This window comes from Corynebacterium sp. UMB4614, from assembly GCF_030217065.1.
Classification (GTDB): Bacteria; Actinomycetota; Actinomycetes; order Mycobacteriales; family Mycobacteriaceae; genus Corynebacterium.
In genome coordinates this window covers 25519-41277 of the sequence record NZ_JASONC010000001.1, presented here as the reverse complement: position 1 = coordinate 41277, position 15759 = coordinate 25519, and the positions used below count along the sequence as shown (strand labels likewise).

At 66.1% G+C, this 15759-nt stretch carries 12 protein-coding genes and 1 pseudogene; 3 read left to right on the top strand and 10 right to left on the bottom strand.

The window, feature by feature from the left end:
* Positions 1-14: 14 nt before the first annotated feature.
* Complete coding sequence (gene glnA / locus QP413_RS00170) at positions 15-1472, top strand: type I glutamate--ammonia ligase (protein WP_284779987.1); 1458 nt, start codon at positions 15-17, stop codon at positions 1470-1472.
* A 627-nt stretch (positions 1473-2099) separates the two neighbouring features.
* Positions 2100-3047, top strand: coding sequence for a TDT family transporter (locus QP413_RS00165; RefSeq protein WP_284779986.1), 948 nt, complete (start codon positions 2100-2102; stop codon positions 3045-3047).
* Positions 3048-3617: 570 nt separating this feature from the next.
* On the opposite strand, the gene QP413_RS00160 is transcribed toward QP413_RS00165, so the two are convergent.
* From QP413_RS00160 to thrC, 5 genes are all read right to left on the bottom strand, one after another.
* Entirely contained in the window at positions 3618-4364 is a 747-nt protein-coding gene (locus QP413_RS00160; protein WP_284779985.1) for a hypothetical protein, read from the bottom strand.
* Complete coding sequence (locus tag QP413_RS00155; RefSeq protein ID WP_284779983.1) at positions 4361-5155, bottom strand: hypothetical protein; 795 nt, start codon at positions 5153-5155, stop codon at positions 4361-4363. Before QP413_RS00155 ends, QP413_RS00160 begins: the two co-directional genes overlap by 4 nt.
* A complete protein-coding gene (locus tag QP413_RS00150) occupies positions 5152-5544 on the bottom strand; it encodes a GntR family transcriptional regulator (RefSeq protein WP_284757996.1) in 393 nt (130 codons plus the stop codon). Before QP413_RS00150 ends, QP413_RS00155 begins: the two co-directional genes overlap by 4 nt.
* A gap of 1035 nt (positions 5545-6579) precedes the next feature.
* The gene (locus tag QP413_RS00145) at positions 6580-7572 is read right to left on the bottom strand and encodes a 2-dehydropantoate 2-reductase (RefSeq protein ID WP_284779981.1); all 993 of its coding nucleotides are present in this window, start codon (positions 7570-7572) and stop codon (positions 6580-6582) included.
* 387 nt (positions 7573-7959) lie between these two features.
* Positions 7960-9411 carry a threonine synthase gene (thrC, locus tag QP413_RS00140; protein WP_284779979.1) on the bottom strand — a complete coding sequence of 484 codons (1452 nt, stop codon included), beginning with the start codon at positions 9409-9411 and terminating at the stop codon, positions 7960-7962.
* A gap of 68 nt (positions 9412-9479) precedes the next feature.
* Here thrC and QP413_RS00135 point away from each other — a divergent pair, with 68 nt between their 5' ends.
* Positions 9480-11057, top strand: a complete 1578-nt coding sequence (locus QP413_RS00135; RefSeq protein ID WP_284779978.1) for a hypothetical protein — start codon at positions 9480-9482, stop codon at positions 11055-11057.
* A gap of 279 nt (positions 11058-11336) precedes the next feature.
* Here QP413_RS00135 and QP413_RS00130 read toward each other — a convergent pair.
* The 5 genes and pseudogenes from QP413_RS00130 to QP413_RS00110 all read right to left on the bottom strand — a co-directional run.
* Positions 11337-11468 (bottom strand): annotated as a pseudogene (locus tag QP413_RS00130) (AAA family ATPase); the annotation flags it as partial.
* 120 nt (positions 11469-11588) lie between these two features.
* Positions 11589-12413, bottom strand: coding sequence for a fructosamine kinase family protein (locus QP413_RS00125; RefSeq protein WP_284779976.1), 825 nt, complete (start codon positions 12411-12413; stop codon positions 11589-11591).
* Positions 12414-12467: 54 nt separating this feature from the next.
* Complete coding sequence (locus tag QP413_RS00120) at positions 12468-13025, bottom strand: VanZ family protein (protein WP_284779973.1); 558 nt, start codon at positions 13023-13025, stop codon at positions 12468-12470.
* Between the two features lie 11 nt (positions 13026-13036).
* Positions 13037-14311, bottom strand: a complete 1275-nt coding sequence (locus QP413_RS00115) for a nitrate/nitrite transporter (RefSeq protein WP_284779972.1) — start codon at positions 14309-14311, stop codon at positions 13037-13039.
* Positions 14312-14314: 3 nt separating this feature from the next.
* Positions 14315-15574: a dicarboxylate/amino acid:cation symporter gene (locus QP413_RS00110; RefSeq protein WP_070757711.1), complete on the bottom strand. Its 1260-nt coding sequence runs from the start codon at positions 15572-15574 to the stop codon at positions 14315-14317.
* Positions 15575-15759 lie beyond the last annotated feature (185 nt).

Below are 15759 nucleotides of genomic sequence, written 5' to 3'. Positions count from 1 at the left end.
CGAAGTGAAACCCCATGGGTAAGTTCAAACCCGGAAGCGAACACACCACCCCAGAAGGCATCCAGAAGTTCATCCGCGACGAAGAAATCCGCTGGGTGGACGTCCAATTCACCGACGTGCCAGGCATCGAACAGCACCTCACCGTGCCAGCATCCGCCTTCGACGAAGACGCAATCCAGGAAGGCCTCGCATTCGACGGCTCCTCCATCGCCGGCTACACCAGCGTCGACAACTCCGACATGATGCTGCTGCCCGACCTCGAGACCGCGTTTGTGGACCCCTTCCGCAAGTCCAAGACGCTGAACGTGAAGTTCTTCGTCCACGACCCGCACACCCGCGAACCATTCAGCCGCGACCCGCGCAACATCGCACGCAAGGCTGAGCAATACCTCGCGGAACTCGGCTTCGCCGACACCTGCAACTTCGGCGCCGAGGCGGAGTTCTACATCTTCGACTCCGTACGCTACGACTCCACCACCAACAAGTCCTTCCACGAGGTGGACTCCGTCGAGGGCTGGTGGAACTCCGGCGCGAAGGAAAACCCGGACGGCTCCCGCAACCTGGGCCACAAGGTGCGCACCAAGGGCGGCTACTTCCCCACCGCGCCCTACGACCACATGCAGGACCTCCGCGACGAGATCGGTGAGCACCTGCAGGACGTCGGCTTCGACGTCGAACGCTCCCACCACGAGATGGGCTCCGGCGGACAGCAGGAAATCAACTACCGCTTCAACACCCTCCTGCACGCCGCGGACGACATGCAGACCTTCAAGTACGTCGTGAAGAACACCGCGAAGTTCAACCAGAAGTCCGCCACCTTCATGCCCAAGCCGCTCGCCGGCGACGGTGGCTCCGGCATGCACATCCACCAGTCCCTCTGGAAGGACGGCCAGCCGCTGTTCCACGACGAGAACGGTTACGGTGGGCTCTCCGACATGGCCCGCTACTACATCGGCGGCATCCTCAAGCACGCCGGTGCCGTGCTGGCGTTCACGAACCCGACGATGAACTCCTACCACCGCCTGGTGCCGGGCTTCGAGGCGCCGGTGAACCTGGTGTACTCCCAGGAGAACCGCTCCGCCGCGATCCGCATCCCGATCACCGGGTCCAACCCGAAGGCCAAGCGCATCGAGTTCCGTGCGCCGGACCCGTCGGGTAACCCGTACCTGGCGTTCACGGCTGCGATGATGGCTGGTTTGGACGGCATCAAGAACCGCATCGAGCCAGGTGATCCGGTGGATAAGGACCTCTACGAGCTGCCGCCGGAGGAGCTGAAGGACATCCCGACCGTGCCGTACTCCCTGGACGGGGCGCTCGAGGCGCTGGAGGAGGATCACGACTTCCTCACCGCCGGCAACGTGTTCACCGAGGACCTGATCGAGGCACACATCCGGTACAAGTTCGACGAGGAGATCATGCCAGCCCGCCTGCGCCCGACGACGCAGGAGTTCGAGCTGTACTACGACTGCTAGTTGGTTTTCCGCTGGCTGGTGGCCGGTGGACGGGCTGGTGGCCGGCGGTCGGTTGGGTCGGCGGTCGGTTGGCTGCTGGTCTGGCTGACCGCTGACCGCTGATCAGCTGACCGGCTTACCGCTGGCCGCTTTGAGGGCGGGCCGCGCTGCTGGATTCCCAGTGGCACGGCCCGCTTTTCGTGCGTTTTGCGCCCTCTTTTATACGTTTTGCAGAGTTTGATGCGCGAATGGGGCGCACACTGAGCCCCCACGGCTCGTTTTGGGCTGTGGAATGTCACAAAACCCGCAAAAAATGACACGCCACGGCCCAAAACCAGGTTCACCGCCCGCTAGTTGGTGTGTTTTGCAGAGTTTGATGCGTGTCCCCCACCCGGTTCGTACGTTTTGCAGAGTTTGATGCTGCTTTTCAGCCCGATTTCCGGCATCAAACTCTGCAAAACACGAGAGGTCAGGAACACAATCTGCAAAACGTTCGGGAAGGAGGAGTTCTTTCGCGGGCCGCTAGCCCGTCGGGACCGCCACGCGCGCCCCGATGTCGGACCCCTTCTTCACGTTGTGGGCGTCGGCTCCCGAGCCCCGTGAAGATGGCCCACCCCGGCGGTGGCGTGCGGGGCGTGGGGCGTTACTATGCCCTGCGTGACTAAGAAGTTTCGGCAACTCCCGCCGCCGGGCCCCGCGTGGGGCGGCAGCCTCATGGGCACCTCGATCGTCGCGCGCCTGCTCGTCGAGAAGGACATGATGATCGGCGCCAGCATCTTCGCAGCGATCGCGTGCGTGATCCTCGTGGCGCTGACCATCGGCTTCGCCCGCTACCGGCAGCCGAGCTTCCAGCGCACCACCGTGGCCGAGTGGTCAATGTTCTTCATCGGCATTCTGGCGCTCGGGGCTGCACTCTCTGGTCTGACGGACGTCCCCACCTACCGCCTCATCGGGTTCTGGATTGGCGCACCCGTCACCACCGTGACGTGGGCGATCCAGCTATCCCGCTTTTCTGGGACACCACGGTTCACATGGGGATTGCCGCTGGTCGGGCCGATGATTTCGGCCTCCGTGGCGGGCTGGCTGGCCCGCGATTACGGGCAGATATACCACGTTATGGGCACCGCGTTTTTCGTGATGTCGCTGCTCACCGCCGTGCCGGTCTTCGCGCATGTCTACTGGGCGGCGTGGCACGGCGAGGTGGATCTTTCGGGCCCGAATTCCGCAACCGCGTGGGTGCCACTCGGCGTGATCGGGCAGTCTACGACCGCGATGCAGATCCTCTACCCCAGCACGACGTCGGTGTACTACGGCTACGTCGCGCTCGTGCTTGCTATTCCGCTGGCGATCTACGCGATGGTGACCTTTTACCCAAACGTGGCGCGCTGGGTGGATTACTCCCCAGCGTGGTGGTCGTGCACCTTCCCACCGGGCACCGTCAGCATGGGCGGCCACCAGGTTGCACTGGTCAATGGTTCGGAGTGGCTGGACGCGGTCGCGCTGGCGATCCCCTTCCTGCTTCTGGCGCACTGGACGGCCTGCTCGAGCAGGTTCCTCGGCTGGGTTGCTGAGGGCCGCCGCGGTTCCACCGCCTAGCCCCTTGCGCGGTAGTTCCCCGGCAACCTAACCCCGGCCGCGCCTCTCCTCACGGCCCGCGCGTGGCCCGTTTTGGGCTGTAGCATGCCACAAAACCCGCAAAAACTGACACGCCACAGCCCGAAAGCGGGTTCGCGGCTACCGGTGGTCAGAACGCATCGCTGAGAGTCCTCTAACACCCGCACCCCACCCGAGCACGAACCCCGGCCGCGGCGCGGCCAGGTCCCGTGCCCCCTATGCGCGTTTTGCAGAGTTTGATGTCGCTTTTGGACCGATTTCTAGCATCAAACTCTGCAAAACATGAAAGAGGTGAGTGGAAAGCAGGAACACACTCTGCAAAACGTGAATAGGGTGCGCGCTGGAGGTAGCGCACAACCCCGTGTGTGCTGGTACGCGCACGCGGCGCGCAAATGATGGGCGTGCTGCGCCCCCTCCTCCCAGCCCATTTTGGGCTGTGGAATGCCACGAAACCCGCAATAACCGACACGCCACAGCCCAAAACCGGGGTTGTGGCCGGGGCAGCTGGGGTGGGTGGCCTAGAGGCCGGGACTACCCCTGGCAATCCGGGGGCTAGCGCTCAGCCACGCCGTCTCGCGGCTCCGGGGCCACGCCTGGCAGCTCGGGGACCACCGCTGGCATGGGGCGGCGTTCCTTCCTCAGCGCCCACGCCAGCACCAGCCCGGACACCACGCACACGACCACAGCAAACATCGGTACGCCGGGCCACGGCGCGGCGATGTTGACGTCCAAAACCATGAGCACCGCCCCAACACCGTAGGCCGCAACGAAACTACCCAACGCTGCAACAACGCACGCCCGCGTCCCCCGCGCACCGGAGACCGCGCCCAGTGCGGTGCCTGCCACCGTGCCCATCAGGAAACTGAGGAACACGCACAGTCCGGTCAGCGCAAACGTCCCCACCGGCATGCCAGGGCCGTCGCTGGCGTAACGCACGCCGCCGGCAACCTCGTAGCCGTGCGCCTGGACAGTGAAGGAAGCAAAGTCCTGGTAGAAGGTCGGATTCCGATCCGCCACAATAATCATCAGCGTGACCAGGACCGCGGCCAGAAGCGACACCACCACAGCAGACACGGCCGCGGACCGCACCCAGCGGGTCGATCTCACCCCGAAATCGCGCAGCCGCACCGAACGCGCGGCCGTCATCGCGAACAGCACCGCGAGCACGAGAATCGCGAGCATCGTGTTCTCCGTCCCGCGGGAAACAACCAGGCCGCCGAAACCGGCGAGCAGAATCGCTCCCGCGCTCACGCCAAGGAAGGTCCGCGGGTTCGTGGCGCTAAAAACTCCGAGTGTCATTGTGCGCTCCTTTCGATATAAGCGCTGGTACTGGCCAGGTCGATGAGTTCCGCGGGGTCGAGATAGCTCACCTCTACGCCGAGGGTGCGCGCATGCTCGGCAGCCGACGCGCTCAGCGGTGCGGCAAGCACGAGCTCAGTGCGCTCTCCCAGGGTTTTCCGCGAGAACACGGGCAGATCCGCAGCGATCTGCCCCACCTGCTCCGTGCGCCCGCGCAGCACCGGGTGGCACGTGCGCAGCTGCTCGACGTCGAAGGGACCGTGGGGTTCGTGGTCGTGGATAACGATCAGCGTCTCCACCAGGCCCGCGAGGTCCTGGGAGTGCTGGGAGGTCAGGACGATCGTCCGTTCCGGGGCTGCGGTGTTGGGTAGGACGACGTCACCGCCGTCGGTGATGGCTGCGTCCGCGGCGGCGTCGTCCGTAACGGCGTCGATGAACATGCTGCGCAGACGGTGACGGAACTCAACGTCCAGGCCGTTGAAAGGTTCGTCGAAGAGGAGCGCCGGTTGGCCGGAGGCGAGGGCTGCGGCGGTGATCACCATCTGGCGCTGCCCCAGGCTGAGGCTCTTCATCGGGGTGGTGGCCGGGAAGTCGAGGAGGGATTCGGCGCGGCTGATGTCGAGATCTGACCAGCCGGTTTTCGCGATGGCGAAGTACTCGCGCGGGGTGGCTCCGTAGAGGGCGGCGTCGGGGGCGGCCTGCGCTAGCGCCGTGCCTGGGTTCTGGCTGAGGGTGCGCAGGTAGTAGGTCTTGCCAGCGCCGTTGGGGCCGATGACTCCGTAGATGCTCACTTCTCCTCCTTCAGCATGGCGATGATCTCCTCGAGTGAGAGGCCGAGCGCGGCGGCTTCGGTTTTGAGGGGGTCGATGTAGGTGCGTTGGAATGCGCCTTTGCGCTCGCTGCGGATGCGCTCGCGGGCGCCTTGGGTGACGAACATGCCGAGCCCTCGTTTCTTTTCGACGAGCTTTTCCTGTGAGAGTTCCGTCATGGCTTTGGCGGCCGTTGTGGGGTTGACCTGGTAGAACTCCGAGAGTTCTTTCGTGGACGGGGCTCGCTGGTCAATGGCGAGCTCCCCGGACAAGATCATGGACTTTAGGTCCTCCGCGATCTGTATGTAGATCGGACGGGGATCCGTTGGATCAGTCTGCATGACCACCTCCCTGGTTATGGGGTTTACCATGTAGGTCATAAACCTAAGGGTAGGGGTGGGCTGGTGTCAAGGTTTTGCGGCAAAACCGCGCGTTGACGCAGGTCGCAGTGAAACTGCAGCGCAGCGGCCCGGGGCCGGGTGGCCTCGTGACCGGGGCAGGCTGGAGTTGCCGGCCCCTATGCCCGTTTTGGGCTGTGAAATGTCACAAACCCCGCGAAAAGTGACACGCCACAGCCCAAAACCAGGTTCGCGGCCGGAGCTGGCTGGGGTCGGCGGCCTTGGGCCGGCTGGAGCCTTGTGGCCGGGGCTGGCCGGGGGTGGCCGGGGGTGGCCGCGTGGCCGGAGCTGGCTGGGGTGGCCCTGGGCTCCAATGCGCGTTTTGCAGAGTTTAATGTCGCTTTTTGGCCGATTTCCGGCATCACACTCTGCAAAACATGAATGGCGGAGCATGAATGGTGGGTGGGTCCGGGCCCGGGATAGGCCGGGGGCCGGGGTCTACCCCTGGTGGCGTGCTGAACCCCCTCCCGGCCCGTTTTGGGCTGCAGAATGTCACAAAACCCGCAAAAAGTGACACGCTACAGCCCAAAACCGGATTCGCGGCCGGGGCAGGCTGGGGTCGGCGGCCTTGGGCCGGCTGGAGCCTTGTGGCCGGGGCTGGCCGGGGGTGGCCGCGTGGCCGGCGCAGCTGGCCGGGGTGGCCCAGGGCTCCAATGCGCGTTTTGCAGAGTTTAATGTCGCTTTTCGCCCGATTTCCGGCATCAAACTCTGCAAAACGCGAGAGGGGGGGAATACACTCTGCAAAACCCGAATGAAGTGCATGCTGAGCCCCTCTCGCGGCGCGTTTTGGGCCGTGGAATGTCAGCAAACGCGCAAAAAGTGACACGGCACGGCCCAAAACCAGGTTCGCGGCCCCCTAGCTTGTGCGTTTTGCAGAGTTGAGTGTCGCTTTTTGGCCGATTTCCGGCATCAAACTCTGCAAAACATGAATGGTGGGGCGTGGCCTGGGTGGGGCGTGGCCTGGTCGGGGCCTGGGTGGGGCGTGGCCCGCCCCCTAGCCCTGTGCCCCTAGCCCTGGCGGCCCTCGGCCTGCGCCTTGATCTGTCCCTCCAGCGCGCCTTGCATCATGTCGTGCAGCGGTGTCGGCACACCAACGCGCGCAGCCATGCGACGCACCGCGCCCACCTGCGCATCCAGCTCATTCGGCAGCCCATCACGGATATCGCGCTGCATCGAGCTGGTCGCGGAATCCGGCTGCTTATCAGTGAGCGCCATCGTCTTTTCCACGATGTCCTCCGGCAGCCCCACGCCGTGCGCCCGCGCGGCCGCCTCGTACTCCCGCATCAGCCCCTCCAGCGTGCTACGCAGCCCCGGCTTCCCCTCAGCCCCCTCCTCGCGCAGGTACCCGAGCGGCTGGTGTGCCAGCGCGCCCAGCGCACCCGTCGGCGTCACGAACATCGCCTTGGACCAGATCTCCACGAAGATGTCATCCCAGACCTCGGACTTGAAGCCCGCCGCAACCAGCGCTTCACTGAGCTCGCAGGCCACCCGATAAGCGTGGCTATCCTGCGCACGATCGAAAGTGCCGATGTTCAGCACCTTCATTCCCGGCAGGAACTGCGCGGTCGCCGGCCCCTTGTGCACGAAGTAGCCGCGCACGATGCCCGGAATCACGTTCTCCTCGCCGTACTGCTCCGCGACCAGCTGCGGCACCTCCACCGAGTTGTGCAGGGTCACGATCGGCACCTGCTTACCGTCGGCGGTCTTGATGCCGGAGACGTCCGGGAAGGAGTCGTTGCCCGGCAGGGACTTCGTCGCATTGATAATGACGTCCAGCCCGCCCATCGTCTCCGCAAGTTCCTCGAAGCTTTCCGCAGCGGCGACGTTGGAGACCACCGAGGTCTCCTCATTGTCATCGATGAGCGTTAGGCCCTTGGTGCGTAGCGCGTCGAGGGTTTCGTTGCGGGCGACGAAGCCAACCTCCTGGCCCGTCTCGGCCATGCGACCGCCATAGTATGCGCCCAGCGCACCGGCACCCAGAAAACCAATCTTCAAAGCCACGCCTCCTCAAGGCTCGCGAAAACAGTTGCGAGCCCCACCATACTTCGGTGGCATGAGCGGTGGCGCGGGCGGGCAGCCCCGCCGGCCCAGGCCAGACCCCTGCTCCCAGCCCGGCCGAGGACTCCGGCCCCCTGCGCCCATCCCAGCGAGGCCCCAGCCCAGCCAGCACCCCAGCCGGGCATAGGCTCCTACCCCTCTCGGTCCAAGCTCCTATTCCCGCTCAGCTCGGCAAGTACCCCTAGCTCGTCCAGCCCGGCCGAGGACTCCGGCCCCCTGCACCCAGCCCGGCGAGGCCCCAGCCCAGCCGGGCGCCCAGCCGTGCCTAGGCCCCTAATCCCGCTCAGCCAGGCCCCGACCTAGCCCCCGCGCCCGGCCCAGGCCAGTCCCCTAGTTCTCGACTTCCTTGGTCTCCGCGATGGAGTCCAGGATGTACTGCTTCACGCGCTCAGCGTCGTTCGGCAGGTCAACCACGTGGCGGTCGGCGTCCATAATCCCGGCGAAACGCTCCGGAACCTCAGGGACCTCCCCGATGGCCTCCTCGATGGTCTCCGCGAACTTCACCGGCAGCGCCGTCTCCAGGACCACAATCGGGCCCTCAACCTGGTCACGCCACTGCTGGGCAGCCTTCACACCATCGGCGGTGTGCGGATCGATGATCACGCCCAGGCGCTCGTACAGATCCCGGATCGTCGCCACGCGATCCGCGTGCGAGGACGTGCCAGATGCGAAACCATACTTCGCGGCCGCCTCCGGGAACGCCGGATCCTCTGCCAGGGAGAACCCGCCCTCGCGCACCTTCACACCGAACAGGTCCGCCACCCGATCGGCGTCCCGACCCAGCAGGTCGAAGACGAAGCGCTCGAAGTTCGACGCGCGGGAAATATCCATCGACGGGCTGGAGGTCTTCAGCGTCTCCGCGGAGCTGCGCACCCGGTACTCGCCGGTGCGGAAGAACTCGTCCAGCACATCGTTCTCGTTCGTCGCGACGATGAGGCGGTCGATCGGCAGACCCATCTGCTTGGCGATGTGGCCTGCGCAGATGTCGCCGAAGTTGCCGGTCGGCACGGAGAAGCTGATCTTCTGGTCATTCGACTCCGTCAGCTTCAGCCAGGAGGAGATGTAGTACACGACCTGGGACATCAGGCGCGCCCAGTTGATGGAGTTCACCGCACCGATGCGGTTATCCCGCTTGAAATCCGCATCCGCGGACACGGCCTTCACCACGTCCTGGCAGTCATCGAAGACCCCGTCCAGGGCGATGTTGAAGATATTCGGGTCATCCAGGCCGAACATCTGCGCCTGCTGGAAGGGCGTCATGCGCCCGGCCGGGGTCAGCATGAACACGCGGATCCCCTGGCGACCACGCATCGCGTACTCCGCCGCCGAGCCCGTGTCACCGCTGGTCGCGCCCAGGATGTTCAGGGTCTCGCCACGGCGGGCCAGCTCGTACTCAAACAACTCGCCGAGCAGTTGCATGGCCATGTCCTTAAACGCGGCCGTCGGCCCCTCAGAGAGGTGGCCCAGGTACATGCCGTCCTCGAGCTCCGTGACGGGGACGATCTCCTCGTGCGCGAAGGCCTTCGTCGTATACGCCCGGGCCGTGATGGCCTCCAGGTCCTCGGCCGGGATGTCGTCCACAAAGATCTTCAGCACCTCGGCAGCCAGCGCGGCATAGCCCTTCTCCGCGAGCAGCTTGCGCCACTCGGTGAGGGTCTCGTCGCTCAGCTGCGGGTACTCGGCAGGCAGGTAGAGGCCGCCGTCCGGGGCCAGGCCACCCAGCAGGATGTCCGAGAACTTGGCGGGGGTACGGGAAGAATCACGAGTCGAAATGTAGTCCACGTCTCCACATCCTAGAGCACTGCCCCGACATCGGGTGAGACCAGCCGAAACAGGCTAAACTAACCTGCGTGAAACAGCCCCACCCCACCCCTCGACGCGAATCCTCGCGGGAGACGTCTGCGTCCAACGTGGCGGCGTCCGACGCCGCAGCGACCAACGGGGCGGTGTCAGGTGGGACGGTGTCCGACGGTGCGGTGTCCGACGGGGCGACCGACACCGTAATGCCCGACGGAGCAGCGTCCGAAACAGCGACGTCCGAAACGACGACGTCGCGAGCAGTCACGGCGAGTCGGAAGGTCACGGCAGAGCGTTCGACGACGTCGGGGCGGTCGGTTGCGGCGTCCCGCCCGGCGCGGCCGGTCTACCAGTCCCCCATCGCGGTGTGGGTCTGTTGGCTGCTGGCCAATATCTTCCAGCTGTGGATCGTGGCCACCTACCGCTGGGGCACCGAAGACCTGAGCTACTACCGCAACGGCAGTCTGCTCTCCGGCCCGTTCGGCGAGCACATCGTCGGCATCGGCGGCAGCCCCACGCCGTTGAGTGAGTACCCGGACGTCGGCGTGTGGCCCATCCTCGCGGTCAAGGCCATCGCGGACGTGGCGGCGCCCGGCAGCGAGAAGGCGTTCTACCTGATCTTCGCGCTCGCCTGCTGCCTTCTCGGGGCACTATTCACCGGGTATCTGCTGCGCCTGGGGCGCTTCCTCGGGGCGTGGACGTGGGTCGGCGTGAGCTTCGCGATCGGGCCGATCCTGCTGACCCGGCTGGACCTGATCCCCGGGCTGGCGGTCGGCGTGGGGGTAGCCGTGGTGCTCTCCCACCCGCGGGTCGCCGGCGCCTTGTTGGCCTTCGCCACCGCATCCAAACTGTGGCCCGGCGTGCTGGCAGTTGCGCTCGTGGACCGGTGGAACGCGCGGGGCACGTGGCAGCGGCTGGGCTTCTTCGCCCTCACGCTCGCCGCACTGGTGGGGATCACCACCGTTACCGAGGGCTTCGAGCGCGTCATCAGCCCGCTGACTTATCAGGACGTCCGCGGCCTCCAGGTCGAGTCCATCGCCGCCACGCCCTTTACCTTCCTCTCCGCCATCGACGATCGCTGGGAGATCAACCTCTCTAGCTCCAAGAGCTACGAGGTCACCGGTCCCGGGGTGGAGCTGGCTATGCACGCCGCCACCGCGGTCATGGCGCTGACCCTGCTGCTGGGCGTGTACATCGCGCTGCGGCACTTCCTCCGCGGCGGGTGGAACACCGAACGCGCCCTGGCCGCGGCGACGATGCTCGTGGCCCTGCTGCTGCTCGGCAACAAGGTCTTCTCCCCGCAGTACGTGCTGTGGCTGGCACCCCTGATCTGCTTGGCCATGCCTGCAAGGATTGGGCGGCGCGGTGTGCGCGGCGAGGGTGCCCGGTGGCGGGACGTACTACTAGACACCAGCGAGGGCGCTCCCCTGGTACTCGGGGTGCTCACCGTGATCATCGCGGGCTTGAGCTTCCTGGTCTTCCCCATCTCCTATGGCTGGCTGGTTTCCGCCGGCCCGGCAGTGATCCCGGCAAGCATCCTCGTGGTGCGCAACCTGCTGTGCATCCTCGTGGCAGTCATCGCCGTGCGCTGGTGGCTGCGAGTTTCCCGGTCCGGCGCGCAGGCTGCGTAGCCTCAGCCTTCCACGCTGAAGGCACGGTCCCGGCGTTCCCCGGCGCGCGAGCGGCATAGATCCCGGATCCAACCACGCCGACCCGGCGGGCCCGGCGGAAGGCCGGCGGGTGACGTCCCTCAAAAAAGGGGGACTACTCCCCCAGCAGGAAGTCCACGGTCCCGCGGGGATCGGCGAAAAACTCCGCGAGCGCGGTGAAGGCCTCGGTGTGCTCCAGCGCGGTGGGGCGGTTCCCGTGCTCAGCTGCTTGAACGGATCGTCCAGGCGGCCCCCGGTGGCCCCGAAGCCCAGTTTGAGGGCGAGCGCCTCCAGGAGCGTGGACTTTCCCACGCCATTTTCCCCAGAGAGCACGGTCACCGGCGAGGGGAACTCCAGCCGGCCGCGCTCGCGAAGGTCAGCGACGACCGGCATCTGGTGCACCCAGGAGCTGGGCTCGCGCAGCACGTGGCGCAGCCGGATGGAGCGCAGCGGGAGCGTGGATCTCATGGGCTTTAGCTTAGCGGGAGGCAGATGACGGGCTGCAGGTAGTGACTAGAGCGCGAGGCTGCGGTGCACCGCCGTCATCGCCTGGCGCACATAGGAACCCCCGAACACCGCGACGTGCAGGAAGAGCAGATGCAGCTGGTGCAGTGGCACGCGCTGCCGCCACGACGAATCCCAGCCCGCGGCTTCCTGATACGCCCCCAGGATGCGCTCCTGGTGCGCGATGCCGAATAGCTGCAGGGCGGCCAGGTCCGTCTCCGGGTGCCCGCCGTGTGCGGCCGGGTCGATGAGTACTGCGCCCTCGGGGCTCCACAGGACGTTGCCCGCCCACAGGTCGCCGTGGCAGCGGGCCGGGGTCTGGGTGCCGAGGCCGTCGAAGTCCCCGTCGCCCAGCCGCTCCAGCAGCGCGCGGACGGCTTGCTGGTCCTCGTTCGCCAGGCCACCCCAAGCGGGCTCGATCAGGGGCTCTAAGAGGTTCGCGTAGAACGCGCCCCAGCTCTCCCACTGCCCCAGCGGCAGCGGCAGAAGATGCTCGTTCGGGCCCTGGTAGCCACTCCCCTCCCAGGGCTCGCCCGCGGCGTTCACGGGGCCGGCGCCGAAACACGGGGCGCCCGCGGCGTGCGTGGCGGCTAGTTCGCGACCGAAGGCCTCCGCGGCCTCCGGGGTGGGGCGGGTCTCCTGCACCCGTTCCAGGACGATCGTGTCCGGGGTGCGTTCCACGACGCCGACCACTCGGGCGCCCTGCGTGGCACCGGGCCCGGCGCCGTCCCTCGCATCGGGCCCGCTCCCGTCACGGGCGGCAGCCAGCCACTCCAACCCGGCAGCCTCCCACGCGCCGGTGCGCCCCGGATTGTGCTTGGTGAACGTGCCCATCAAATCACTCCCTGACTCACTGCCCGCTGGCGGGTGTTGTGCTTGCCTAAAGCTTTAGCCGACGACCTTCTCCGGATCCCCCAAGCGGTCGCCCAGCCCCACCAGTACCGCGAACACCACGCCGAGTGCCAGCGCCAGCCACGCCCACACCTTGTGCCAACGCGGCCCCATCTTCACCGCAAAATACGCGCCCAGGAACGCACCCAGTGTGTTGCACCACCAATCGTCCACCGAGGTACGCCCCACCGAGAACACGTACTGGCAGACCTCGATGCCCAGGCTCAACAGGGCCGCGACCCACACCGCGCGCCACACCGGCCGGTTCACCCCGAAAAACACCACGACCAGCAGCATCCCCAGTGGCACGAAGAACGCCACGTTGCCCACGTAGTCGAAGACCACCCCGAAGATCGTCGGGGACTGGCCGACCAGCTCAAAAGGCACCAGCAACAGCTCCCGCACCCGCTGATTCTCCGGCTTCCACAGCAAACCGATCTGGAAGAAACTCTTGCCCACCGTCAGAGCCAGGACGACGGCCACGTAGGCGATCAGTGCGGCCAGCTGCAGCGCGCGGGCCGGCCGGGCAGGATGAGCGGAAGCAGTGCGAGACATGCCACTGAAGCCTAGCGACGTGGCCGGGTGGACACCACCCCAACCAGGCCCAGCGCCCACACGCCGAGCACCACGAACCAGCCGAAGCGGAACTCCGCCCACGTGTAATCCCCGTTCGGAGCAGCCAGCGTCAGGTACACCCCCATCGCCTGGTTCGCGGCCATCCCGGCCAGCCAGCCGCCCATGTTCGCCAGCCCCGTCGCGGTGGCCACGAACTCACGCCGGCACTCCTCGCGCACCGAGTCGAAACCAATATTCGCCAGCGGCGAGACCACCCCCATCACCACGTTCATCACGAACGCCGCAGCGGCCGTCCGCGGTTCCGGGGAGATGAAGAACAGCAGCCACGCGGCCGCACCCAGCGACGTCCCCACCACGATGGCCTTCCACCGCGACCGCCCCAACCGGGCGGACAGGAACCCTACCAGCACCCCACAAATCGCCATCGCGAGCGTGGAGGCGGAGATCGCCCACCCGGCGGTGGCCTTGTCCATGCCCATGCCCAGCGTCATGATCGGCATGCCCCACAGCAGGGTGAACACCACCAGCAGGGACAGCCCCGACCAGTGGATGAAGAAGCCGTGCCAGGCGGTGCGGTTGCCCAGCGCGTACTTCACCGCCACCATCGGCGAGGGGCCCGGTCCGTCTTCTTGGTTTTCGACGCCGCCGCGTCGGCCTTCAGCAAGCTCCACCGGCGTATCCCACACGACGACGAAGGCCACGATCCCTACGAGCAACCCCACCGCGCCCAGGGACACAAACCCGATGCTCCAGCCCGCGGAACCAACCAGCGCGAGGAAAGGCACCGCGGAGAGGAACTGCCCCAACTGCCCCACCGCCCCGGTGGCCTGACCGAACAGTGGCGCTGTGCGCAGCGGGAACCAGGCAGGAATGATCCGCATGACGGACAGGAACGCGGTGGCGTCCCCCGCACCCACCAGCACACGGGCAGCCACAGCCACCGGGAAGCTCGTCGTGAACGCCAGCAGCACCTGGCCCACAGCCATCAGCACCGCCCCGTAGAGCATCATCTTCCGCGGCCCCAGCCGGTCCACCAGCAGGCCCGCGGGGATCTGGGCGAAGGCGTAGGTCGCCAGCTGCACGGTGGTGAACACCGCCAACTGCCCGGCGTTGATCTGGAACTGGTCGAGGGCGTCCACGCTGACCACGCCCAGGGAGGTGCGTCCCAGCACCGCCATGACGTAGACGAAAACACCCGTAACCCAAATTCCCACCGCCCGTGGGGTCACGGTGGTGGGAATGGGGCTGTTGGCTTCAGAAGTCACGGTTTACGCGTCGCGCTCCTCATTCTCCGCAGCTGCCGCAGCGCCAGCGCCCTGCAGCTCCGGATCGTCCTCCGGAATCTCGATGCCCTTGACCCGCGATGCCAGGCCCTGGACCACACGGCCCACAGCCATATCGCCGGTGACGTTCGCGGCGGTGCCGAAGGAATCCTGCGCCAGGTACAGGGCGATCATCAGGGTCAGCATCGGCTGGTCGAAGCCCAGCATGGACTCCAGCACGCCCAGCGCGGTCATCACCGCACCACCCGGGGCGCCTGGGGCGGCGACCATCATGATGCCCAGCACCAGGATGACCGGGATCATCTGGCCGACGGAGATCATCTCACCGTGAGCCAATGCCCACACGGCCATGGAGCAGGCGGTGATGGTGATGATGGAGCCGGAGAGGTGAATATTGGCGTTCAGCGGGATCAGGAAGTCCGCGAAGCGTGGGTGCAGGCCCGCCTTCTTCGCCGAGCGCAGGGTGACCGGAATGGAGGCCGCAGACGACTGGGTGCCCAGCGCGGTGACGTACGCCGGCAGCATCGTGCGCAGCATCGTGAACGGGTTCTTGCTGGAGACCGCACCAGCGATGCAGTACTGGAAGACCAGCATGACCCAGTGCAGGACCAGGACCATGATGAAGACCTTCGCGAAGACAGCGAGGATGTTCGCCACCACACCGGCGTAGGTCAGGTTGCCGAACACGCCCATCACGTGGAACGGCAGCAGCGGGATCACCACGGAGCTCAGCAGGCGCTCGATGATCTGACGGAAATCATCCGTCAGCTGGTACATCGTGCGGTCGGTCAGGCGGGTCATGCCCAGGCCGACGACGAAGGCGAGGATCAGCGCGGTCATGACGTCCATCACCGGCGGGATCTCGATGCTCGTATACGCCTCGACGAGGGCGTCCTCCGGGTTATCGGTTTCCATCAGGCCCTGGGCGCCGTCCAGCAGGAAGCGGAACAGACCGAAGGAGGTCAGCAGCGCCAGCAGACCGGCGATGACCGTCGAGCTGTAGGCAACACCCAGGGACAGGCCCAGCAGCTTGCCCGCACCGCGACCCAGGGAGCCAATGCCGGGGGCGATGAAGCCGAAAATGATCAGCGGGATCACGAAGCTCAGGAAAGTGCCGAAGATCTGGTTAAAGGTGGCGAACGCGCGGATCGGCCACTCGACATCCGCGGAGCGGCAGATCGCGCCGACCACGATGCCGATCACGATGCCCGCGATCAGTCTGACAATAAGGGGGATCCGGTTCACGAATACTCCTGCTGGGTTTATGGGTAATCGCCCAGATTATGGGCGGGATCAGGGCACAGTTTAGGTTTCCATCCCCCAGATGGGTTAATTGACGGTGAACAATCCCCGCATCGGGGCGCCCCGCATCCCCCGAAGTAGGTAATCCTCGGGGGTATGCAGGGCTTCCGGGGTCCCCGGCTCTCGAT

Bases quoted from the DNA above. Each gene is read 5' to 3' on its own strand.
- QP413_RS00165 (WP_284779986.1), top strand. From the start codon at position 2,100: ATGCCCTGCGTGACTAAGAAGTTTCGGCAACTCCCGCCGCCGGGCCCC.
- glnA (WP_284779987.1), top strand. From the start codon at position 15: ATGGGTAAGTTCAAACCCGGAAGCGAACACACCACCCCAGAAGGCATC.
- QP413_RS00150 (WP_284757996.1), bottom strand. From the start codon at position 5,544: ATGGTAAACCCCATAACCAGGGAGGTGGTCATGCAGACTGATCCAACG.
- QP413_RS00160 (WP_284779985.1), bottom strand. From the start codon at position 4,364: ATGACACTCGGAGTTTTTAGCGCCACGAACCCGCGGACCTTCCTTGGC.
- QP413_RS00125 (WP_284779976.1), bottom strand. From the start codon at position 12,413: ATGGGCACGTTCACCAAGCACAATCCGGGGCGCACCGGCGCGTGGGAG.
- QP413_RS00120 (WP_284779973.1), bottom strand. From the start codon at position 13,025: ATGTCTCGCACTGCTTCCGCTCATCCTGCCCGGCCGGCCCGCGCGCTG.